We start from the raw sequence: 21,811 nt of genomic DNA, 5'->3' as shown, positions 1-21,811 counted from the left end.
GATGCCCAAGAATCCTAATGTAAAACGAGTAATGGTAATCGGCTCCGGTCCTATTGTCATCGGACAGGCAGCGGAATTCGACTATGCAGGTACCCAGGCCTGCCGTTCCCTGAAGGAAGAGGGAGTAGAGGTAATCCTGGTGAACTCCAACCCTGCGACCATCATGACCGATAAAGATATCGCAGATAAGGTATATATTGAGCCCCTGAATGTAAAGGTTCTGGAGCAGATCATTGAAAAGGAAAAGCCTGACAGCATTCTCCCCACCCTGGGAGGACAGGCTGGTCTGAACCTCGGCATGGAGCTGGAGGAGTCCGGTTTCCTGGCAGCTCACAATGTAAAGCTGTTAGGTACTACCGCAGCTACCATTCGTAATGCGGAAGGCCGTCAGGAGTTCAAGGATCTGATGGAGCGTATCGGCGAGCCCTGTGCAGCATCCAAGGTCGTTGAGAACGTGGAAGACGGTGTGGAATTCACCAACACCATCGGCTATCCTGTTGTGCTGCGTCCCGCTTATACTCTGGGCGGTTCCGGCGGTGGTATCGCACACAATCAGGTAGAGCTGGAAGAGATCCTGGAGAACGGTTTACGTCTGTCCCGTGTAGGACAGGTACTGGTAGAACGTTGTATCGCGGGCTGGAAAGAGATCGAGTACGAAGTAATGCGTGACAGCGCAGGCAACTGCATCACCGTATGTAACATGGAGAACATCGATCCCGTCGGCGTGCATACCGGAGACAGTATCGTAGTAGCGCCTTCTCAGACCCTGAGCGATAAGGAGTACCAGATGTTACGTACTTCCGCTCTGAAGATCATCAACGAACTGCAGATCACCGGTGGATGTAACGTACAGTTTGCACTGCATCCCACCAGCTTTGAATATTGTGTTATCGAGGTAAATCCCCGTGTCAGCCGTTCTTCCGCACTGGCAAGTAAGGCGACCGGCTACCCCATTGCAAAGGTAGCAGCGAAGATCGCACTGGGCTTTACTCTGGATGAGATCAAAAATGCCATTACCCACAAGACCTATGCCAGCTTCGAGCCGACACTGGATTACTGTGTAGTAAAGATCCCCAGACTGCCTTTCGATAAATTTATCACTGCAAAACGTACTCTGACCACACAGATGAAGGCAACCGGTGAGGTTATGAGTATCTGCAATAACTTCGAGGGAGCACTGATGAAGGCCATCCGTTCCCTGGAACAGCATGTGGACTGCCTGCGCAGCTATGATTTCAGCGCACTGTCCGTAGAAGAACTGTTAGAGCGTCTGAAGATTGTGGATGACCAGCGCATTTATGTCATTGCGGAAGCAATCCGTAAGGGCATCAGCTACGAGCAGATTCATGATATTACCAAGATCGACTTGTGGTTCATCGACAAGATCGCTATTCTGACCGAGATGGAGCATGCACTGGAGACACAGCCCCTGACGGTGGATCTGCTGAAGGAAGCCAAGAGAATCGAGTTCCCGGATAACGTCATCGCAAGACTGACCGGCAAGACCGAAGAAGAGATCAAGAAGATGCGTTATGACAACGGCATTAAGGCTGTTTACAAGATGGTAGACACCTGTGCCGCAGAGTTCGCAGCTTCCACTCCTTATTATTACTCTGTATTCGGCGGCGAGTGCGAAGCCAAGGAGACCACCGGACGTAAGAAAGTCCTGGTACTGGGTTCCGGTCCTATCCGTATCGGACAGGGTATCGAGTTCGACTATTGTTCCGTACATGCTACCTGGGCATTTTCCAAGGCAGGCTATGAGACCATTATCATCAACAACAACCCGGAGACTGTAAGTACCGACTTCGATATTGCGGACAAGCTGTATTTCGAGCCTTTGACTCCGGAAGATGTGGAATCTATCGTAAATATTGAGCATCCCGATGGTGCTGTGGTACAGTTCGGCGGACAGACCGCTATCAAGCTGACTGAGAGCCTGATGAAGATGGGCGTGCCTATCTTAGGTACCAAGGCGGAGGATGTAGATGCCGCTGAGGACAGAGAACTGTTCGACAAGATTCTGGAAGAGACCGAGATCCCCCGTGCAGCCGGCGGTACCGTATACACCGCAGAGGAAGCTAAGGCGGTTGCTAACAGACTGGGCTATCCCGTACTGGTACGTCCTTCCTATGTATTGGGCGGACAGGGCATGCAGATCGCTATCTCCGATGAAGAGATCGAAGAATTCATGGAGATCATCAACCGTATCGCACAGGATCACCCGATCCTGGTAGATAAGTATTTACAGGGTAAGGAGATCGAGGTTGATGCTGTATGCGACGGTACCGATATCCTGATCCCCGGTATCATGGAGCATATCGAGAGAACCGGTATCCACTCCGGAGACAGTATCTCCGTATATCCGGCTCCGACCATTGATAAAGTAGTAAAAGAGAAGATTGCAGAGTACACCAGAAGACTGGCAAAGGCACTGCATGTCAAGGGACTGATCAATATCCAGTTCATTGCTATCGGTGACGAGGTATATGTCATTGAGGTTAACCCCCGCTCTTCCCGTACCGTACCTTATATCAGCAAGGTAACCGGTATTCCTATCGTGGATCTGGCGACCGAAGTGATCATCGGCAAGACCATCCGTGAGCTTGGCTATGAGCCCGGCTTACAGCCCGAGGCAGAGTATTTTGCCATCAAGATGCCCGTATTCTCCTTCGAGAAGATTCGTGGTGCCGAGATCAGCTTAGGACCGGAGATGAAGTCCACCGGTGAGTGTCTGGGTATTGCCAAGAGCTTTAACGAGGCACTGTACAAGGCATTCCTAGGAGCAGGTGTGGAATTGCCCAAGTATAAGAACATGATCATCACCGTAAAGGATGCGGATAAGGGAGAAGCAATTGAGATCGGAAGACGCTTCGAGAAGCTGGGATATACCATATACGCTACCAGAAGTACCGCAGCAGCTCTGAATGAGGCAGGTGTGAAGGCGAGAAAGGTCAACAAGATCTCTCAGGAATCTCCGACCGTTATGGACCTGATCCTGGGACACAAGATCGACCTTGTCATCGATACCCCTACCCAGGGCCGTGACAAGACCAGAGACGGTTTCCTGATCCGCCGTACCGCTATCGAGACCGGTATCTACTGCATCACCGCAATGGACACCGCCAATGCTCTCGTGACCAGCATGGAGCATATGAACGATTGTAAGGAACTGACACTGGTGGATATTGCACAGCTGTAAAAATATTAAATTAAAATGCATCAGAACAGTGGAACTGCGAAAGTGGCTCCACTGTTTATGTTTATGACAAAAAATGCGGACGTAAAATAAAATCTGTGAGAAAAGCATATAATAGGCGTATGGTAAATATTGTATGATCGCAAGCCTGTATCCCGCAGGCGGATTGGAGTCTCATGTTAGAAGAACATTATCCTTTTGTCGCACAGCCCCTGCCCTATGAATATGATGCCCTGCTGCCGGTACTGGATGAGGAGACACTGCATTTTCACCATGATAAGCATTATCAGACCTATGTGGACAAACTGAATGCAGTTCTCGCGGATTATCCGCAGCTGCAGCAAATGAACTTGACGGAACTGCTCACTTCGGGGGATAATAAACTTGCATCCCTACCGGAGGAAGCCCGGGAAAGCCTTCACAATAACGGTGGCGGTGCATATAACCACCAGCTGTATTTTGACAGTATGCGAAGTCCTGCAGGGCAGGAGCCCTGCGGAGCCCTGGCGGAGGCAATGATCCGAGATTTCGGATCATTGAGACAATGGAAAGAGCAGATGTCGCAGAGTGCCATAGGGGTATTCGGTTCCGGTTGGGCGTGGCTTGTAAGTGATCAGGACGGTACCCTTATGATCCTGACCACAGCGAACCAGGATGTGCCGGATCTGAAATTGTATACTCCCATATTTCTGATAGATGTGTGGGAACATGCCTATTATTTACAGTACCGGAACCGCAGACCGGATTATGTGCAAGGGTGGCATAAGCTGATCCACTGGAAAAAAGCTGAAAAGCGATATGAACAGGTGCTTTGCAGCCTGGGAAAGGCCGCCGGAGAAGCGGGAAAATTGCAGAACGACGGCGGCACAGCAGAACGAAACGGTAGATAGTGTGCGATGTTGAGACACAGGAAAACAGAAAGAGGAAATGAACATGGAGAACAGACCAATCATAAAAAAAGAACAGGTAGAGACCGTCTATGACAGCAGATTCATCAAGGTGTTTGATCTGCAATATGAGCCCGGAAAACATTATTTTGATGCCACCAGAAGAAGCATTGAGAATCTGACGGCAGTAAAAAATGACGAAGAATTTAAACAGATGCTGCCGGATGCGGTAAGCTGTGTCGTGATCCTGAACGTTAAGGATCAGGAGCCGAGACTCTGCCTGAGCCGTGAGTATCGCTATCCTGCAGGGCAGTTCCTGTTAAGCGTTCCGGCAGGACTGCTAGATCCGGAGGATGCGGCACAGGAAAATCCCGTATTCCATGCAGCCATCCGGGAATTGCGGGAAGAGACCGGCATTACACTGGAAGAAAGTGACAGCATCTGTCTGGTGAATCCCCTGGTATTCAGTACCCCGGGCATGACGGACGAGAGCAATGCACTGGTGCAGATCACTCTGAACAGGGAAGAAATGCCTAAGGTAAGCCAGGATGGTGCCGTTGGCACGGAATGTTTTGACGGCTTTTTATTGTTGACCAGAGAAGAAGCACAGAAAATCCTAAAAGACGGCGTGGATGATCAGGCGCTTTTCTATCCCTTATATACCTGGGCGGCACTGATGTGCTTCGTGACGGGAATGTGGGAATAAGGGAACCTATCCCCGGAGCGTTATCACCGTGTGGAAGGTCAGAGTAGCATCGTTATAGTACATTTGGATATCCCCGTGGTATTTTTCGCAGATCTTGCGGATGCTTTTCAGCCCGAAGCCGTGAGAACGCTTATCCGCTTTGGTAGTGGCTGGATCTGCCACATCATTTTTAAAAGGGTTTACGCGGCAGGAATTGACCACTGTGATCAGAACAAAAGGTGTATTTTCCCGCTTGCTGCCATTAACTTCGATATAAGCGTCGGGAACTTTCCCGGCAGCTTCCATGGCATTATCCAGCAAATTGCAAAAAAGAGAAGTAAGGTCACTGTCCGGCAGAAAATGCAGTACACCACTGCGGATGTCAGCGGTAAAACTGATTCCCTGTTCAGTACACTGCCGCCTGTACCTTGCCATAATGGCGTTCAGAAGTTCGTTGTCGCAGATGCGGGAGGACTCTTTGAAATCCGAAGAGAGAAGCAGTTCGTTAATATAGGCGTTGACTTTGTCCGGGGCATTCTGCTCGTTCAGAGATGCAATGGATTGCAAATGCTTCTTAATATCATGAATGAGAATTGCCTGGTTTTCGCTCTGCGAAAGCAGCATCTTATAATATTCCGTAAAATCTGTTTCCTTCTGCAGTAACAGCTGCACCTCTGTATATTTCCGATTTTTTTCCCGATTGTACTGATTGATTCCAAATACCAGCAGATTCATAAGTAACAGGAAAAAGGCACTGAGAGAGATCATCCGGTTCGTCCCGGGAGTCAATGTATACTGATCACCCATTCCCACAAAAGTAAGCATGATGAATATCGATGTGACGGGAATGATCATCAGCAGCACAACAGAACTATCGTAAGGATCTGTAGTTTTCCGCCGACTTTTGAACAAATGCGTAATCAGATAAATGACTGCAAAAAAAGAAATCTTGCTGCACAGGATAAAAAGAAGGGTATTGTGGAAAGAACCCATCTGCATATAAAAATGGGGAGCGGTCCGGGCGATGATGCTATATACGATCAGCTCGCACATTCCCATGACAGCAGCAAGCAATGCGGAATGGAAGGCAGCTGCGCGCCATTTGACATCGTATTGTGTGACCAAAAACAGAAAATTAGTAAACAGATACAAAAGCATATTCAGCCATTTGATGTTAAAAAAGGCTGCGGCACACAGGCAGGTATACAAAAGGCTCAGCACGACAAGCCTGTCGGACAGGGGGCGTTTCGGAGAAAATAGTCGGCTGGTATATTGCAGGAGAATGATGGCTTCCACCAGAAATGCAAAAATAATAGAAAAAATACTTTCCATAACTTACCTCGTACTTTCTAAATAGAGAAGATAAGCTTTCTTAAAGGCGCTGTATTTCCGTTTCGTCAGATATGCGTCAAACTGACTGTTCGCCAGATGCACCAGCATACGGTCGAAGTCGGTAATGTGCTCATAGTTGACAATAAAACTCCGGTGCGTCTGAAAAAAGCGGTTGGAAGGCAGCAGCTCCAGCCAGTATGGCATGGTATGGATGGCTTCAAAGTCCTGCGTCGTGGTGTGGACGATCACTTTTTTCCCCTGTGCCTCCACCATAATGATAGAAGAGACCGGAAGAACGTGTACGCCCTGCCTGGTCTCAATAGGCACCTTCACCAGTCTGGAATGATACAGATCCAGAGCGTCCTTCAGATTCCGGAACAGACGCTGCCTGTCTATGGGCTTGGACAGATAACGGAATACATGGAACCGCATGGCTTCATCCAGATATTCGGAATAAGAAGTAATAATAAAAATGATAATATCTTTATCTTTCTTTTTCAGTTCGTTTCCTACATAGATTCCGTCAAGCCCCGGCATCTCGATATCGAGAAAAAGGATATCCTTGTCTCCCGGATCCGCAAGCAGGGACTCCCCGTCTGAAAAGCAGACGATCTCCGGACAGCTCAGGTGCAGATGACTGAAATAGCTTTTCAGATATTTTTGCAGTTTTTCTACGATCAGTAAATCGTCATCGCAAATAAGAATACGCATCTTATACTCCATTCGATATCATTGATGCCTGCGGATTGTTCCGTACCAGACATGTGCCACTGGCATCATTATATAATAAGAAAACGCAAAATAGAATGTCGTTTTCGCCCATTTTTGCCTTAGTTTTTGCTTTTCGGTTCGGAAGGGATGTCTCGTTTTTTGAAATATGCTATTCTGAAAATGCAAATAAGTATAAACTTAAATAAATCTTCAACGGATTTGTAACAAATAGTGCAAAATCTTTCGTTATGGTTAATGAAGAGGAAGGTTTCCACCCGCTCAATTGCTTTTCCGATTGCTCAATTGTATAATGATATCATTATCAAGTACAATTAAGGAGCAAAAACATCATGTAGAAAGAGAACCTGCATATCAGCAGATAGGCACAAGATATATCGATGATCCGGACTGGGGATATACATTCCTGAATGTAGAATGAAAGGAGCAGCTATGAAGAAAATTTTTTCAAATTACTACAAAATTATTTTGTCTGTTGTGATCCTGATTGTCCTGGTGGCACTAAAGGAGGATTACAAAACTTCTTTTGATGGAATGAGCGGAGTCCGGACGGTGGTACGTATGCTGCTCTATACGGCATGGGGATTCCTGATAGCGACAGGAACCAGACGGGACAAAGCAAAAGGTGCGGAATATGTTGCTTTTGGCGTTGCCTGTGTGGCAGCGCTCAATCTGTTAATCCCCATCTGGAGCTTCCAGATAGCGTTTTATGCTTTTGTCGCAGGGGTTCCGGGACTCTATTTTATGGTATTTATTCTGACCGGAATATTAGGTGGTTACTTATGGGGACCGAGGGGCATCCTACCTCGGGACTTATAGATGCGTTCTGCGAGGGTTACCGCATTGGGGATGACTTATATATTGCGGGACAGGAAAAATTAGGAGCAATTGACCTGAATACGAAGGAGTTCCGCTATTGCAGGGAAAAAAATCCTGGGCGGAAGATATTACACAGGGTGTAAAGATAACAACAGCAGAGTAGAATGGCGGAGGTACTTATGGGTAAAAAATGGATTGTGGGTCTGATGATTTTAGCAGCATTATGGGCAATGACCGGTTGTGGAAAGCAGGAGATGATCCGCTGCGAATACACAAATGAGGCAGCAGGGTTTACCTTAAGCATAGACAGACCGGTAGAATGGACAGCAAAGCTTGTGGAAGGGTGGCCTGCGACCGAGACAGAGGAAGCCAGCCCGGACGAGGGAATCCGGCTTTATACGGATGACAGCCAGGAGAGTAGCGTCTATTTTTGCAACAGCTTTTCTCCCTATTATGTAGGGGATGAAAATGATCTGGAGACCATGGAAGTGAATGAGGAACTTACGGCACTTCATGGAATCGAAACAAGCGGTGAAGGGGTAAGCGAATCCTATGTTTTTAAAGGGGATTTCACCGGTCAGGGATTCTATAACATTACCATCTCTATGTCACAAAAGGATTATAAAAAATACAAAAAGATTATCTCACAGATGGTTGCCAGCTGCCAGATTCGTGAATGGGAGCCGGAGAATGCAACGGTATCGGAAAACATTGAAAATGTAGAAAATACAGCAAATAATGATTTGATGATTCGAGGAACGCTGTTAGACAGAACGATAAGAAAAGAAGATACGGATAACAAATACAAAATCGTAGATGAAGTCGAACTGTATTAGTGATCGATTTGAAAAATAAATATTGACATATATAGATAGCCGATATATATTATAGACAACGATATATATCGGCTATCTATATAAGGAGGACAAAAAATGGCTGTGGATAAATCACTGATGTCGGGAAGTATGACGATGCTTCTGCTCAGATTGCTTGCGGAAAAGGATATGTATGGATATGAAATGATCGATACACTGCGGAAAAAATCCTGTAACGTGTTCGAGTTAAAAGCAGGTACGCTGTATCCGCTGTTGCATGGGCTGGAAGCGAAGGGCCTGCTTACGGTATATGAGCAGGAATATGCAGGCAAGACGAGGAAGTATTACAGTATTACGAAAGAGGGCAGAAAATTACTGGAAACCAAAAAAGCGGAGTGGATGGAATATCAATCCGCGGTCACCAGTGTTCTGGCAATGGGGGTATAAGGATGGAGACATATTTGGAAAAACTGCTGTCGCAGATCCGTTGTAAAAAAGCCAGACCCTATATCGCTGAGGAGATAAGAGACCATATAGAAAGTCAGATCGCAGACAATCTTTCCGAAGGGATGACCTCTGAGGAGGCAGAGAAAAATGCGGTTACGGACATGGGAGATCCGGTAGAAGTGGGGATCTCGCTGGACAGGATCCACAAGCCTAAGATTGCATGGAAGTTACTTGTGATTGTAGGAATTTTAAGCCTGCTGGGCATTCTGATACAGCAATCCATTCTCAGACAACCTGGTTTTCAGGAGCTGGAAACATGGAGACAGGAAGTGTACCGCTATACTACGGAGGGGTTTGTCTCATGTATTGTGATAGGATTCCTTCTCATGTGTGTGATCTACTTTCTGGATTATACGTTAATTGCAAAGTACTCCAGGTTCATTGGAGTCTTTATACTTATTTTGGGAGGATTGCGGCTGACCAGCTTTTTCGGTGTGGATATTAACGGAGTCGGCAGCTGGGTTGGATTTGGAATGTTCCGGGTGTCGATTACTTCCCTGATGATGTTCTATGTGCCCATCTATGGAGCTATCTTATACAAATACAGGGATGGTGGGTTTATGGCACTGTGCAAAGCACTCCTGTGGCTGATCCTTCCGGTATTTATTACATTCCGGATTCCAAGCCTCGGTGTGGCTGTCATCATGATGATCAGTATGCTGATGGAACTTACGGTGGCTATTTGGAAGGGGTGGTTTCAACTGCCCGTCAAAAAGACGATTATTGGCTTGGGGTTGTTTCTTGCGGGATTACCGGTCCTGTTACTGGCTGCAATGTACGCATTTCATATGCTAGCAGTATATCAGGAAGCAAGGATACGCTCCTATTTAACCTCTTCCGGAGATGCCTATTATATGACGTCCATGCTTCATAAATTTAATGAGAATATTTCGTTTTGGGGAAATAGTGGAAACAATGTGCTCGAAGGTTTGCCGGAATTTAATAAAGATTACGTTTTTTCCTATATTCTGAACAGTTACGGAAAGTTAGCCGGAATTGTTGTGATCGTTCTTCTGGCGGCATTGGTGGTGTTTATGTTCGGAACTTCAGTTCGGCAGAAAAATGAACTTGGCATGGTGATGGGATTCGGTTGCGGAATGATCATTTTATTAAATATTTCCCTGAACCTCGCAGGAATTTTTGGTTTGGTTCCGCTGACGACAACGTTCCTGCCGTTCTTATCTGTCGGCAGAAATAATATTTTACTGTGCTACGCACTGGTGGGAATTATCCTGAGTATTTATAGATACAAGGATGTGTACCCCAAAAAGTTCAAGGCATCCCAGGTATCATTACAGAAGACCATTACTTTGAATCTGAATATGTAACACGGTAATAAAGGCAATGTAAATAAAAGGTCCATGAGCAGGAAAACTGTCCATGGACTTTTATATATCATGCGCAGAACTCATGCAATGCATTTTGTAGGCTTATGAGGGCAATACAGATAAAATCAATATCTCCACACTCATCATATCGTTCATCCGTCCGGATTTCACGGCTTCCTCGGTCTCTACGCACTGCTTTACCGCATTTTTCAGCACGGAAGTCTTGAAGTGGGACGCCTGCGTAGCGTATTTCCCGACTGCAAAGGGAGGTACACCGATCTTGGAGGCAATGGTTTTGTTGTCGTGACCTCTGTTTTTTAACTCCTTGGTCTGGAGCAGCAGGTTACACTGTCTGGCAATCAGGAACAGCACACGCATGGGCGGCTCTTTTAAGGCCAGCAGATCATAGTAAAGTTGCAGCGCTTTCTGCGGCTGCTTTTCCGCAATGGCATTGACCATATCGAAGATATGGTTGGTGATACGGGTGGTGCAGACAGCCTCCACATCCTCCGCGGTGACCACATCCCGGTCCAGACAATAGCAGATCAGCTTCTCCAACTCCATCTGGATATTTTCCATATCGGTGCCGGTCTTGGAGAGCAGGAGCTGTGCGGTGTTCTCGGAGATCTTTTTCCCTTCTTTGCCCAGAATACCGGCAATCCAGCGTTTCAGTGTATTTTCATCCTGTACTGTGAACTCTGCCACATATCCCTTGGACTGCACGGCTTTGTAGAGCTTGCTGCGCTTATCCACCTCACTCTCCGTGAACACGAAAAAGGTGGTGTCATTGGGGCTTGCCAGATATTCTGCCAGCTTTTCCCCACCGGATTTGAAGAGTCCGGTGTCCTTGAAGAACATGACACGGCGTTCTGCCAGAAAAGGCAGCGTCTCTGCCAGGTCGATGACCTGTCCTAAGGAGAAATCCTTCCCCTGATAGAAATGGGTATTCATCTCGTCGCCGTCCTGACACAACGCCTTACACAGACGGGTCGTGTACTGGTTCTTCAGATAACGTTCCTCTCCGTAGAGCAGGTAGATCTGTTTGAAATTGCCGGTTTTGATGTCTTCATTGATCCGCTGCATAAATAGTATTCCTTCTATTTCTTACTGTATTTTCTGAAAAGAGTATACCCCATTTCCTATTGAGGTTTCAAGGGGGGTATGCTATTATGAAACAAAACAGTTCGACCATGGACATATACGAGAGACACAATCATGCTTGCATGATTTTACGAACAGCGCGGTTCGACCATCATACCATAAGAGGAAGGAAGAGAAAAATGAGCAGGAAAAGCGGATTCATTCAGGAATTTAAAAAGTTTATTCTGAGGGGAAATGTAATGGATATGGCAGTCGGCGTGATCGTCGGCGGCGCATTTACCGCTATTGTTACTTCTCTGAATCAGGACATCCTTACTCCGGTTCTGGCAATCTTCGGAGGCACAGATTTTTCTAATTTATATGTGAAGCTAGGAAGCGGTGACACGGCACCGGTGCTGATGTACGGTAATTTTATCACAGCGGTCATCAATTTCCTGATCACAGCATTTGTGATCTTCTGCCTGGTAAAATTCATCAACAAGCTAGGAGACACCCTGCACCACAAAGAGGAGACTCCGGCAGCACCTACCACGAAGAAATGCCCATTCTGTAAGAGTGAGATCGCCATTGATGCTACGAGATGTCCTCATTGCACATCCAAACTGGACGAGCAGTAAAGTAATAGAGCAGTAAGGATCGAAACAGACCGTGGAGGAAAGCATGGGTAAAACACATAAGAAAATAGTGATGGCAGGAGTCTGTTGTCTGATGATAAGCATGCTGACAGGCTGCGGAAATGATACTACGAAAATCACCGAAGGGATGCAGCTGGTGGAAACACTGGATTATCAGGGCGCATTGACAGCCTTCGACGAAGCGGAAGCCCAGAAAGAGAACAGACGTCTTATTGCAAGAGGCCGGGGGATTGCCAGCATGGGGCTGACAGAATATGATCAGGCAGTGCAGTATTTTACAGAGGCACTGGAGCTTAGCGATGGCTGGGTGCAGAATGTAGACTACGATATGAACTATTATCTCGCAGCCGCTTACCGGAAGAACGGGCAGCCTGCGGAGGCGAAAAAGGTATATGATGCCATTCTGGGACTGAAGCCGGAGGAGAAGGATGCCTATTTCCTGCGGGGATCGGCGGAACTGGAACTGGGAGATTACGAGAGTGCCAAGGCGGATTTCGACCAGGCAATCTCTATGGATCCGAAAAATTACGACCGGCTGATCGAGATCTACGAAGCCCTGGCAGACTACGGATATCGGGAAGTCGGGCAGGAGTATCTGCAAAATGTACTGGATACGGCAAAACAGCTGGATGCCTATGACAGCGGTCGTATTTACTATTACCTGGGAGATTATCAGAAAGCCTATCTGGCACTGGAAGAAGCCAAGGGTAAGGGTGGAGTGGACAGTTATCTCTACCTGGGGAAAGCTTATGCTGCCACCGGAGATTATAATTATGCATCCAGTGTATACAGCAATTACCTGTCCAAGCAGGGACCGGATGCGGAGATCTATAATCAGCTGGGATTATGTGAGTTGGCGAAAAAGGACTACCAGAAGGCGTTGGAAGCATTTCAGGCAGGAAAGCAGATCGAAGGGAACAGCCTGATGCAGACCTTGTCCTTCAACGAGATTGTAGCATACGAATATCTGCAGGATTATCAGAAAGCGGCAGTGCTGTTAAATGCCTACTTACAAAATTACCCGGACGACCAGGCGGCCATCCGGGAACAGCAGTTTTTATCTACGAGGTAGAGGAGCAATCCTCTGCCTTTTGTCGTAATTGCAGGAGTTCGATATAATCCAAAAAGGATGCCGTGTTCTGGCGACTGAAATGCTGTATGATGTCTACCAGCTCAGCCACGGTCATGCCGGGAGCATACTCTTCATTCAGGGTATCCAGACTATAACGATAGGAAGTACGCCCCAACAGATAATCAACGGTCACTCCGAAATAATCAGCCAGCTGCAGTAATGCTTCCTGATCCGGGAAGTGAATATTGTTCTCATAATTAGAGACGGTGCCAACGGATACTTTTAATATGGCAGCCAGTTCCTTCTGATAGATGCCCCGTTCTTCCCGCAGGGATGTAAGGATCTCACCGAAACTCCTCATATTGCCTCTCATTCTGCCGCAGATGCAGCACTATTTAAATGTTTTTTTTTAAGATTTGATGAAGTCTATTTTACTATATTTTAGTTTTAAAGGAATGACATTTTAGAAATAGATGAAAAATGTATAAAAGAAAGTCTGAAATTAATCTTACCTAAAAACAAAGGGATATACATGGAAAATCCTTTTGGAGACTCTTTGAGAAATCCTCTCATTTATAACTATTGCTATTTCGGAGAATACCCGATATAATAATTAAACAGTTAGGTGCAACTAACTATTGAGTGAATCATGTGAAACTCCTCAGAGGAAACGGAGCTGCTGAATCCGCAGACTGCCGGGAGGTCATCTTCCGGGAGGAGTTTTTCAGCCCTTATAGGGGATTCGCGAAAGAGAAGGTTTGGGAATAAAAAGTTTAGAATAGAGGATAAAGGAGAAGAATAAAATGAACTATTTAGAGATTGAAAAAGTAATCGGAAGAGAGATTCTGGATTCCAGAGGAAATCCTACCGTAGAAGCGGAGGTGGTTCTGGTAGATGGTACGATCGGTCGTGGTATGGCTCCCAGCGGAGCATCCACAGGTGAATTCGAGGCACTGGAACTGAGAGATGGCGATAAGAGCAGATATCTGGGCAAGGGTGTGCAGAAGGCTGTTGAAAATATCAACACTGTGATCAATGAGACCTTGCAGGGAATGGATGCTTCCGATATTTACGCCATTGATAAGGCAATGATCGATGCAGACGGAACCAAGGATAAGTCCAGACTGGGAGCCAATGCAATTCTGGCAGTATCCATTGCCAGCGCAAGAGCAGCAGCGATTTCCCTGGATATTCCCTTGTACCGCTTCCTGGGAGGCATCTCCGGCAACAGACTTCCGGTTCCCATGATGAACATTATCAACGGTGGCTGTCATGCACTGTCCTCCGGACTGGATGTACAGGAATTCATGATCATGCCCGTAGGCGCTCCATCCTTCAAGGAATGCTTAAGATGGTGCGCTGAAGTATTCCATGCACTGGCTTCTATCTTAAAGGAAAGAGGACTGGCTACTTCCGTAGGAGACGAGGGTGGTTTCGCACCGGCATTAAAGTCTGACGAAGAAGCTATCGAGACGATTTTAGAGGCAGTGAAGAAAGCAGGCTATGAGCCCGGCAAGGACTTCAAGATCGCAATGGATGCCGCTTCCAGCGAATGGAAGACCGGCAAGGTCGGCGAATACAAGCTGCCTAAGGCAGGCACCGTATTTACCTCCGAAGAACTGATCGCACATTGGAAGAAACTGGTGGAGAAATACCCCATCATTTCGATAGAAGATGCACTGGATGAGGAAGACTGGGAAGGCTGGAAGAAGCTGACCGCAGAACTGGGTGACCAGGTACAGCTGGTCGGTGATGACCTCTTCGTAACCAATACCGAGAGATTGGCAAAGGGAATCTCCCTGGGCTGTGGTAACTCCATCCTCATCAAGCTGAACCAGATCGGATCCGTATCCGAGACTCTGGAAGCCATCAAGATGGCACACAAGGCCGGCTATACCGCTATCTCCTCTCATCGTTCCGGTGAGACCGAGGATACTACCATTGCCGATCTGGCTGTGGCACTGAATACCTGTCAGATCAAGACCGGAGCTCCCAGCAGAACAGAGCGCGTGGCAAAATACAATCAGCTGTTGCGCATCGAGGAAGAGTTGGGCGCGGCAGCGGTATATCCCGGCATGGGCGCATTCAACGTTCAGAATTAATCAGCTTTTATCCAAAACTATTTTGGTTTCTCTTTTTCTCTTCAGGGACTGTTCGCAAGGACAGTCCCGTTTGCGTTTTTTGAAAAAATAAAAAAATTTTAAAACTTTGCAACATTTTTCCTCTTTCACCTCTTTCATCTGTATCTAAGATAGAACGGCAAAGAAAATGAGAAACAGATCAAAAGTGATTGACAAAATAATTATAGTAATGTTAAAATAAATCGATTTTGAGAGACAGGATGTGTGAAAGTCTTTTCAAAGCAATTGTTTTATTAATTGGCAGCTATGGGTTGCCTTATTGATTGAGTTAGAAGCTCAAATTTTATAAGTTGGTTCCTTTATAACCGCAATGCGTTATGCGCAAACTTGTGAAACGGTCAATAAGAGTAGTAAAAGTATAATTGCTAAATAGACTCTGACACGAATATCTTTTCAAAATAAATGCAAAGAAGCAATGGAAAATCAAGGGAAGAAAACAGAGCTTTCGAATACATCCGACAGGGATGCGTTGTGGGATTCTGTAATAAATGATATTTCCGGAGAAAACGCAGATTCTGCAAGAACAGAAAGACTGATTGAGAAGATAAACAGGTTGTGCAAATGCGCAGCCTGTTTTTTGTGTATACGAGAAAATTTACCCGGTGACAGAAACAGACTGCGATACTTTTGATAACAGAGGGAGGAATGGGATATGAGCGAGAAGCATACCCATATGGATCAGCGCAGGGCTCCGATCCATGAAGCACTGGAAAACTTTCGGCGCATGAGAGTCGTACCTTTTGATGTGCCGGGACATAAGAGAGGCCGGGGCAATCCTGAACTGACAAAATTCCTGGGGGAACAATGTGTGGGCGTGGATGTCAACAGCATGAAGCCGCTAGACAATCTGTGCCACCCGGTATCCGTTATCCGGGAAGCGGAAGAGCTGGCTGCGGATGCATTTGGAGCGGCACATGCTTTTCTTATGGTGGGAGGCACTACCAGCTCGGTACAGAGTATGGTGCTGACTGCCTGCAAACGGGGGGATGAGATCATCCTGCCACGTAATGTCCACCGTAGTGTGCTGAATGCACTGGTATTGTGCGGAGCGATTCCGGTCTATGTAAATCCTGAGGTGGACCAGCGGCTGGGAATTTCGCTGGGAATGAAGAGAGAGCAGGTGGCAAAGGCAATCGCAGAGCATCCGAAGGCGGTAGCGGTACTGGTCAACAATCCGACCTATTACGGAATCTGCAGCGATCTGCGGGCCATCGTAAAAATGGCACATGATGCCGGCATGCTCTGTCTGGCAGATGAGGCGCACGGAACGCATTTCTATTTCGGAGGAGGATTGCCGGTGTCTGCCATGGCGGCAGGGGCGGATATGGCATCGGTATCCATGCATAAGAGCGGAGGAAGCCTGACACAGTCCAGTCTTCTTCTGACCGGACAGAATGTTCATGCTGGTTATGTACGCCAGATCATTAATCTGACACAGACGACGTCGGGAAGCTACCTGCTGATGTCCAGTCTGGATATCTCCAGAAGAAATCTGGCACTGCGGGGGAGACAGATCTTTCATCAGGTGGCGGATATGGCGGAATATGCCAGAGAAGAGATCAATGCGATCGGAGGATACTATGCCTTTGGAAAGGAACTGGTCAACGGAGACTCCGTGTTTGATTTCGATATTACCAAGCTGAGTGTGCATACACGGGATATCGGACTGGCGGGAATTGAGGTATATGACATTCTCAGAGATGAGTATGATATTCAGATCGAGTTTGGCGATATCGGAAATATTCTGGCGTATCTGTCCATCGGTGACCGCTCTCAGGAAGTGGAGCGCCTGGTGAGTGCACTTGCGGAGATCAAGCGCCGTTATCAGACGGACGGAAGCGGATTGCTGAACCAGGAATATATTGATCCGGAGGTGGTTGCCAGTCCGCAGGATGCGTTTTATGCGAATAAGTGCAGTCTGCCGCTGCGGGAAACCAAGGGAAAAGTATGCTGTGAGTTCGTGATGTGCTATCCTCCGGGAATCCCCATTCTGGCACCCGGGGAGAGGATCACGGGAGAAATTCTTGATTATATCGAATACGCGAAAGCCAAGGGCTGCAGCATGACCGGACCGGAAGATCCCGAGATCCTGCACCTGAATGTGCTGGCAGAGTAAAAAGGAGGACGAAAAATGGAAATGTGGTTTTCGGAGTTTCATACTCCCAATGTAAAACACAGTCTTCGTGTAGAGAAACATCTGTATTCCAAACAAAGTGATTATCAGAGGATCGACATTTTTGAGACTCCGGAATTCGGAAGGGTTCTTACGCTGGATGGCAACGTCATGCTGACGGAACGGGATGAATTTATCTATGACGAAATGATCACCCATGTGCCCATGGCAGTCCATAAAGACGCAAAAGATATTCTGGTGATCGGTGCCGGAGACGGTGGCGTAGTGCGGGAACTGACCCGCTATGACCGTGTGGAAAATATCGATCTTGTAGAGATGGATCCGATGGTAGTGGAAGCGTGTCGTGCGTATCTGCCGGGCAATGCCTGCCGGATGGATGACCGCAGAGTACAGATTCATTTTGAAAACGCATTGAAATTTATCAGACGCTGCGAGGCAAAATACGATCTGATCATTGTGGATTCTTCCGATCCTTTTGGCCCTTCGGAAGGACTGTTCACCAGGGAGTTTTACGGGAATTGTTATAATGCCCTGAAGGCGGACGGGATCATGGTCAATCAGCAGGGAAGCCCTTTTTATGCAGAGGATGCCGGAGCCATGCAGCGCAGTCATAAAAGGATCGCCAGCACATTTCCCATCAGCCGTGTCTATCAGGCGCATATTCCTACTTTTGCGGCAGGATACTGGCTGTTTGGATTTGCCAGTAAAAAATACCATCCGGTGGACGATCTTGACCCTGCGGCATGGAATGCCCTGAATATGAGAACGCGCTATTACACGACGAGACTTCATAAAGGTGCGTTTTACCTGCCGGCATTTCTGGAAGAGATGCTCAGAGAAGTAGAGTAAGCACGATATAAAACAGACAGGAAGGCGGCATGATCGCAATGATAGAGAGAAATGTAGAAAATTTTATCGGCTGTGACAGTGATTACACATCTGCGGAGATTGTCCTGTATGGGGCACCGTATGATTCCACTACAAGCTTTCGTCCGGGAGCAAGATTCGGGCCTTCCGCCATGCGGCATGAAAGCTTCGGACTGGAGACATACAGTCCTTATCAGGACCGGGATCTGACAGACTATGCAATCTTTGACAGCGGAGATCTGGAACTATGTTTTGGTAGCAGTGAGGCGGCGCTAGCAGACATAGAAGCAAGAGCTGCGGAGATTCTGCAGGATGGCAAACTGCCGGTTTTATTGGGCGGTGAACATCTGGTAACGCTTGGCGCAGTCAGGGCAGCAGCAAAAAAATATCCCGGAATGCATATCATTCATTTTGATGCCCATGCAGACCTCAGACAGGATTATCTGGGAGCGGCACTCAGCCATGCCTGTGTAATCCGCAGATGCCATGATATTCTGGGGGATGGAAGAATCCATCAGTTTTGTATCCGCAGTGGAGACAGAGAGGAATTTTATTTTGCGGCAGAGCACACCCAGATGCAGAAATTTGATTTTACGGGGCTGGGCGAGCTTGCGGAGGAACTGGAGAGGAACCATACACCGGTATATCTGACCATAGACCTGGATTGCCTGGATCCGTCCTGTTTTCCGGGAACAGGAACACCGGAGGCCGGGGGAGTAAGCTTTGTCCAACTGACAGATGCCATCGGCAGAACAGCAAAACTGAATATCGTCGGTGCGGATGTGAATGAACTGGCGCCGATGCTTGATCAGAGCGGAACATCCACCGCTATGGCATGTAAGGTGCTGAGGGAACTGCTGCTTGTCCTTGCAGCGAACAGGTCCACTGAAAAGTTAAAATAAAAAAGAAAAACGGAGGAAAGAAGATGAGCAGAGTATTAGTGATCGGCTGCGGCGGTGTAGCCGGTGTAGCGATTCAGAAATGTTGTCAGGTAAGTGAGGTATTCACGGAATTGTGTATTGCCAGCCGGACGAAGGAAAAGTGTGATGCACTGGCACAGAAGCTGGCAGGAAAGACGCAGACTGTCATTACCACAGCACAGGTGGATGCGGATGATGTGGACCAGGTGATCGCACTGATCCGGGAATACCGGCCGGAGCTGGTAATGAACATTGCGCTTCCTTATCAGGACCTTACCATTATGGATGCCTGCCTTGCCTGCGGTGTCAATTATATGGATACTGCCAACTATGAGCCGGAGGATACAGAGGATCCCGCGTGGCGCGCCATCTATGAAAAACGCTGTAAGGAAGCAGGATTTTCCGCCTATTTTGACTACTCCTGGCAGTGGGCTTATAAAAAGAAATTTGAGGAGGCCGGACTTACAGCACTTTTAGGCAGCGGTTTCGACCCCGGTGTGACCCAGGCTTACTGTGCGTATGCCGCAAAACATGAATTTGATACCATTGATACGATCGATATTCTGGACTGTAATGGCGGTGATCATGGATATGCGTTTGCCACCAATTTTAACCCGGAGATCAATCTGCGGGAGGTATCCGCACCGGGCAGCTACTGGGAGAACGGTCACTGGGTGGAGATCCCGGCCATGAGCATTAAGAGAGAATACGATTTTGACCAGGTGGGGCAGAAGGATATGTATCTGCTGCATCATGAAGAAATAGAGTCTCTGGCGAAGAACATCCCGGGGGTGAAAAGAATCCGTTTCTTCATGACATTCGGACAGAGCTATCTGGATCATATGAGATGTCTGGAAGATGTGGGAATGCTGTCTACAACACCCATCGTTTTTCAGGGGCAGGAGATCGTTCCGATTCAGTTCTTGAAGGCACTGCTTCCGGATCCTGCAAGCCTCGGCCCCCGCACCAAAGGCAAGACCAACATCGGATGTATTTTCACGGGAACAAAAGATGGCAAGCCGAAGACCTATTATATTTACAATGTCTGTGACCATCAGGAATGTTACAAAGAAGTAGAGAGCCAGGCGATCAGCTACACCACCGGTGTTCCCGCCATGTGCGGAGCATTGATGCTTCTCACCGGAAAATGGAATAAGCCCGGAGTCTACACTGTGGAAGAATTTGATCCGGATCCTTATCTAGAAGCACTGGATAAATACGGTCTGCCCCGCAGGGAAAATCGCAGCCCGGAGCTGGTAGACTGATGGCAGGAACAGAATACAGGGATGACAGACCGGCTTTTGCCGGAACCGGAGGAAGAATCCCGGCAGCTTTTCAGGATCTTCCGACTCCCTGTTATATCCTGGATGAGAGAGCTCTGCGCAGGAATGGGGAAATCTTAGGAAAACTGGCGCAGGAGACCGGCTGCCGTATCCTGCTGGCACAGAAGGCTTTCAGCAATTATGACCTGTATCCGGTGTTACAGCCGTATCTGGCAGGGACAGAGGCCAGCGGCTTATATGAAGCAAGGCTCGGCGCGGAAGAAATGCCAGACCGGGAAGTCCATGCATTTTGCGCAGCTTACCGGGCGGAGGACATGGAGGAGCTGCTGAAATATGCAGATCATATCGTATTTAATTCTCCGTCGCAGCTTGCTGCGTTTGGTCCTATGACAAAGGCTGCGGGAAAAAGTGTGGGACTGCGGATCAACCCGGAGCATTCCACACAGGAGGGACATGCCATTTATGATCCCTGTGCACCGGGAAGCCGCATGGGAACCACCAGAGAACAGTGGGATCTGGCATTGGAAAAGGATCCGGCACTGGCAGAGCTTCTGGATGGACTGCATTTTCATACTTTATGTGAGCAGGATTCCGATGCTCTGGAGGAGACGCTGGAGGCTGTGGATGAAAAATTCGGGGATCTTCTTCCCGGGATGAAGTGGCTGAATATGGGGGGAGGGCATCATATCACCCGCCCGGGATATGATCTGGAGCGCTTGAAAAAAGTGATCCGGCATGCCCGGGAAAAATGGGGTGTCATGGTATATCTGGAGCCGGGAGAAGCATGTGCCCTGAACGCCGGTTATCTTTTGACAACGGTACTGGATACTGTGAAAAATCAAGATACACAGATTGCCATTCTGGATGCCAGCGCCGCCTGCCATATGCCGGATGTCATTGAAATGCCCTATCTGCCGCCCGTTTTAGGAGCAGAAGCCGCTGATCATGCGGACAGCAGGACATGGCGGCTGGCAGGACCGACCTGCCTTGCCGGAGATGTGATCGGAGATTACCGTTTTCCCGAGGAGGTCATTGCGGGAGAGAGGCTGCTGTTTGGAGATATGGCGATCTACACCACCTGTAAGAACAATACCTTTAACGGAATGCCCCTCCCGGCGATATGGGTGTACCGGGAAGATGGAACCTGTGAAGAACTGGTGCATTTTGGGTATGAGGATTTTAAGGCAAGGCTGGGGAGAAACAATGTAAGCTCTTAGATAGATAAAAAATTAACTTTTGGGAAATGTATTGATAGTTTTTATTATTTGGGATAAAATTACGCATGTATAGAAAAAATAGCCGCAAAAACACGGCTATTTTTTAAAAAAAGAAATGTAAGCGCTTACAAAAGGAAACT

Annotated in this window: 19 protein-coding genes; 15 read left to right on the top strand and 4 right to left on the bottom strand. The window is 47.6% G+C overall.

What is annotated here, in order from left to right; all coding sequences use genetic code 11:
• Position 1 precedes the first annotated feature (1 nt).
• From carB to H9Q77_RS11055, 3 genes are all read left to right on the top strand, one after another.
• The gene (gene carB / locus H9Q77_RS11065) at positions 2-3,202 is read left to right on the top strand and encodes a carbamoyl-phosphate synthase large subunit (RefSeq protein WP_249325559.1); all 3,201 of its coding nucleotides are present in this window, start codon (positions 2-4) and stop codon (positions 3,200-3,202) included.
• Between the two features lie 173 nt (positions 3,203-3,375).
• Entirely contained in the window at positions 3,376-4,089 is a 714-nt protein-coding gene (locus H9Q77_RS11060) for a superoxide dismutase (protein WP_249325557.1), read from the top strand.
• A 43-nt stretch (positions 4,090-4,132) separates the two neighbouring features.
• A complete protein-coding gene (locus H9Q77_RS11055; RefSeq protein WP_249325555.1) occupies positions 4,133-4,792 on the top strand; it encodes an NUDIX hydrolase in 660 nt (219 codons plus the stop codon).
• Between the two features lie 6 nt (positions 4,793-4,798).
• Here H9Q77_RS11055 and H9Q77_RS11050 read toward each other — a convergent pair whose 3' ends face one another.
• The gene (locus tag H9Q77_RS11050) at positions 4,799-6,103 is read right to left on the bottom strand and encodes a sensor histidine kinase (protein WP_249325554.1); all 1,305 of its coding nucleotides are present in this window, start codon (positions 6,101-6,103) and stop codon (positions 4,799-4,801) included.
• Positions 6,104-6,106: 3 nt separating this feature from the next.
• A complete protein-coding gene (locus tag H9Q77_RS11045; protein ID WP_118550406.1) occupies positions 6,107-6,814 on the bottom strand; it encodes a LytR/AlgR family response regulator transcription factor in 708 nt (235 codons plus the stop codon).
• 450 nt (positions 6,815-7,264) lie between these two features.
• Between H9Q77_RS11045 and H9Q77_RS11040 the strand changes: the two genes are divergently transcribed.
• From H9Q77_RS11040 to H9Q77_RS11025, 4 genes are all read left to right on the top strand, one after another.
• A complete protein-coding gene (locus H9Q77_RS11040; protein ID WP_249325553.1) occupies positions 7,265-7,651 on the top strand; it encodes a hypothetical protein in 387 nt (128 codons plus the stop codon).
• 179 nt (positions 7,652-7,830) lie between these two features.
• Entirely contained in the window at positions 7,831-8,487 is a 657-nt protein-coding gene (locus H9Q77_RS11035) for a hypothetical protein (protein ID WP_249325551.1), read from the top strand.
• A 96-nt stretch (positions 8,488-8,583) separates the two neighbouring features.
• Positions 8,584-8,913 (top strand): PadR family transcriptional regulator, encoded by a 330-nt coding sequence (locus H9Q77_RS11030; RefSeq protein WP_022154221.1) that lies wholly within the window; start codon positions 8,584-8,586, stop codon positions 8,911-8,913.
• 2 nt (positions 8,914-8,915) lie between these two features.
• On the top strand, positions 8,916-10,301 hold the full coding sequence (locus H9Q77_RS11025; RefSeq protein ID WP_249325550.1) for an FtsW/RodA/SpoVE family cell cycle protein: 1,386 nt from the start codon (positions 8,916-8,918) through the stop codon (positions 10,299-10,301).
• A gap of 102 nt (positions 10,302-10,403) precedes the next feature.
• On the opposite strand, the gene holA is transcribed toward H9Q77_RS11025, so the two are convergent.
• Positions 10,404-11,384, bottom strand: coding sequence for a DNA polymerase III subunit delta (gene holA, locus H9Q77_RS11020; RefSeq protein WP_249325549.1), 981 nt, complete (start codon positions 11,382-11,384; stop codon positions 10,404-10,406).
• Positions 11,385-11,581: 197 nt separating this feature from the next.
• Between holA and mscL the strand changes: the two genes are divergently transcribed.
• Positions 11,582-12,019, top strand: a complete 438-nt coding sequence (gene mscL, locus H9Q77_RS11015) for a large conductance mechanosensitive channel protein MscL (RefSeq protein WP_118692996.1) — start codon at positions 11,582-11,584, stop codon at positions 12,017-12,019.
• Between the two features lie 43 nt (positions 12,020-12,062).
• On the top strand, positions 12,063-13,109 hold the full coding sequence (locus H9Q77_RS11010; RefSeq protein ID WP_118546560.1) for a tetratricopeptide repeat protein: 1,047 nt from the start codon (positions 12,063-12,065) through the stop codon (positions 13,107-13,109).
• Here the strand turns inward: H9Q77_RS11010 and H9Q77_RS11005 are convergent.
• Positions 13,099-13,470: a helix-turn-helix domain-containing protein gene (locus tag H9Q77_RS11005; RefSeq protein ID WP_249325547.1), complete on the bottom strand. Its 372-nt coding sequence runs from the start codon at positions 13,468-13,470 to the stop codon at positions 13,099-13,101. The genes H9Q77_RS11010 and H9Q77_RS11005 overlap by 11 nt on opposite strands.
• 442 nt (positions 13,471-13,912) lie before the next feature.
• On the opposite strand from H9Q77_RS11005, the gene eno reads away from it, so the two are divergent.
• The 6 genes from eno (at position 13,913) to nspC (ending at position 21,671) form a co-directional block, all read left to right on the top strand.
• The gene (gene eno, locus H9Q77_RS11000; RefSeq protein WP_118546562.1) at positions 13,913-15,211 is read left to right on the top strand and encodes a phosphopyruvate hydratase; all 1,299 of its coding nucleotides are present in this window, start codon (positions 13,913-13,915) and stop codon (positions 15,209-15,211) included.
• Positions 15,212-15,902: 691 nt separating this feature from the next.
• Complete coding sequence (locus tag H9Q77_RS10995) at positions 15,903-17,366, top strand: aminotransferase class I/II-fold pyridoxal phosphate-dependent enzyme (protein WP_249325546.1); 1,464 nt, start codon at positions 15,903-15,905, stop codon at positions 17,364-17,366.
• A 15-nt stretch (positions 17,367-17,381) separates the two neighbouring features.
• Entirely contained in the window at positions 17,382-18,233 is an 852-nt protein-coding gene (speE, locus tag H9Q77_RS10990) for a polyamine aminopropyltransferase (protein WP_249325544.1), read from the top strand.
• A 38-nt stretch (positions 18,234-18,271) separates the two neighbouring features.
• Entirely contained in the window at positions 18,272-19,153 is an 882-nt protein-coding gene (speB, locus tag H9Q77_RS10985; RefSeq protein WP_249327158.1) for an agmatinase, read from the top strand.
• Positions 19,154-19,176: 23 nt separating this feature from the next.
• Positions 19,177-20,436 (top strand): saccharopine dehydrogenase family protein, encoded by a 1,260-nt coding sequence (locus tag H9Q77_RS10980; RefSeq protein ID WP_118546565.1) that lies wholly within the window; start codon positions 19,177-19,179, stop codon positions 20,434-20,436.
• Complete coding sequence (gene nspC, locus H9Q77_RS10975) at positions 20,436-21,671, top strand: carboxynorspermidine decarboxylase (RefSeq protein WP_249325543.1); 1,236 nt, start codon at positions 20,436-20,438, stop codon at positions 21,669-21,671. The genes H9Q77_RS10980 and nspC overlap by 1 nt, the downstream gene beginning before the upstream one ends.
• The last annotated feature ends 140 nt before the right edge of the window (positions 21,672-21,811 follow it).

This window comes from Simiaoa sunii, from assembly GCF_014337175.1.
Taxonomy (GTDB): Bacteria; Bacillota; Clostridia; order Lachnospirales; family Lachnospiraceae; genus Acetatifactor; species Acetatifactor intestinalis.
The sequence above is the reverse complement of the archived record's forward strand: the minus strand, read 5'-3'. Positions and strand labels throughout refer to the sequence as shown.

Coding starts and splice junctions, on each gene's coding strand:
- eno (WP_118546562.1), top strand. CDS start 13,913: ATGAACTATTTAGAGATTGAAAAAGTAATCGGAAGAGAGATTCTGGAT.
- H9Q77_RS11035 (WP_249325551.1), top strand. CDS start 7,831: ATGGGTAAAAAATGGATTGTGGGTCTGATGATTTTAGCAGCATTATGG.
- H9Q77_RS11040 (WP_249325553.1), top strand. CDS start 7,265: ATGAAGAAAATTTTTTCAAATTACTACAAAATTATTTTGTCTGTTGTG.
- nspC (WP_249325543.1), top strand. CDS start 20,436: ATGGCAGGAACAGAATACAGGGATGACAGACCGGCTTTTGCCGGAACC.
- holA (WP_249325549.1), bottom strand. CDS start 11,384: ATGCAGCGGATCAATGAAGACATCAAAACCGGCAATTTCAAACAGATC.
- mscL (WP_118692996.1), top strand. CDS start 11,582: ATGAGCAGGAAAAGCGGATTCATTCAGGAATTTAAAAAGTTTATTCTG.
- H9Q77_RS10980 (WP_118546565.1), top strand. CDS start 19,177: ATGAGCAGAGTATTAGTGATCGGCTGCGGCGGTGTAGCCGGTGTAGCG.
- H9Q77_RS11010 (WP_118546560.1), top strand. CDS start 12,063: ATGGGTAAAACACATAAGAAAATAGTGATGGCAGGAGTCTGTTGTCTG.
- speE (WP_249325544.1), top strand. CDS start 17,382: ATGGAAATGTGGTTTTCGGAGTTTCATACTCCCAATGTAAAACACAGT.
- H9Q77_RS11045 (WP_118550406.1), bottom strand. CDS start 6,814: ATGCGTATTCTTATTTGCGATGACGATTTACTGATCGTAGAAAAACTG.
- H9Q77_RS11005 (WP_249325547.1), bottom strand. CDS start 13,470: ATGAGGAGTTTCGGTGAGATCCTTACATCCCTGCGGGAAGAACGGGGC.
- speB (WP_249327158.1), top strand. CDS start 18,272: ATGATAGAGAGAAATGTAGAAAATTTTATCGGCTGTGACAGTGATTAC.
- H9Q77_RS11030 (WP_022154221.1), top strand. CDS start 8,584: ATGGCTGTGGATAAATCACTGATGTCGGGAAGTATGACGATGCTTCTG.
- H9Q77_RS10995 (WP_249325546.1), top strand. CDS start 15,903: ATGAGCGAGAAGCATACCCATATGGATCAGCGCAGGGCTCCGATCCAT.
- H9Q77_RS11055 (WP_249325555.1), top strand. CDS start 4,133: ATGGAGAACAGACCAATCATAAAAAAAGAACAGGTAGAGACCGTCTAT.
- H9Q77_RS11050 (WP_249325554.1), bottom strand. CDS start 6,103: ATGGAAAGTATTTTTTCTATTATTTTTGCATTTCTGGTGGAAGCCATC.
- H9Q77_RS11060 (WP_249325557.1), top strand. CDS start 3,376: ATGTTAGAAGAACATTATCCTTTTGTCGCACAGCCCCTGCCCTATGAA.
- carB (WP_249325559.1), top strand. CDS start 2: ATGCCCAAGAATCCTAATGTAAAACGAGTAATGGTAATCGGCTCCGGT.
- H9Q77_RS11025 (WP_249325550.1), top strand. CDS start 8,916: ATGGAGACATATTTGGAAAAACTGCTGTCGCAGATCCGTTGTAAAAAA.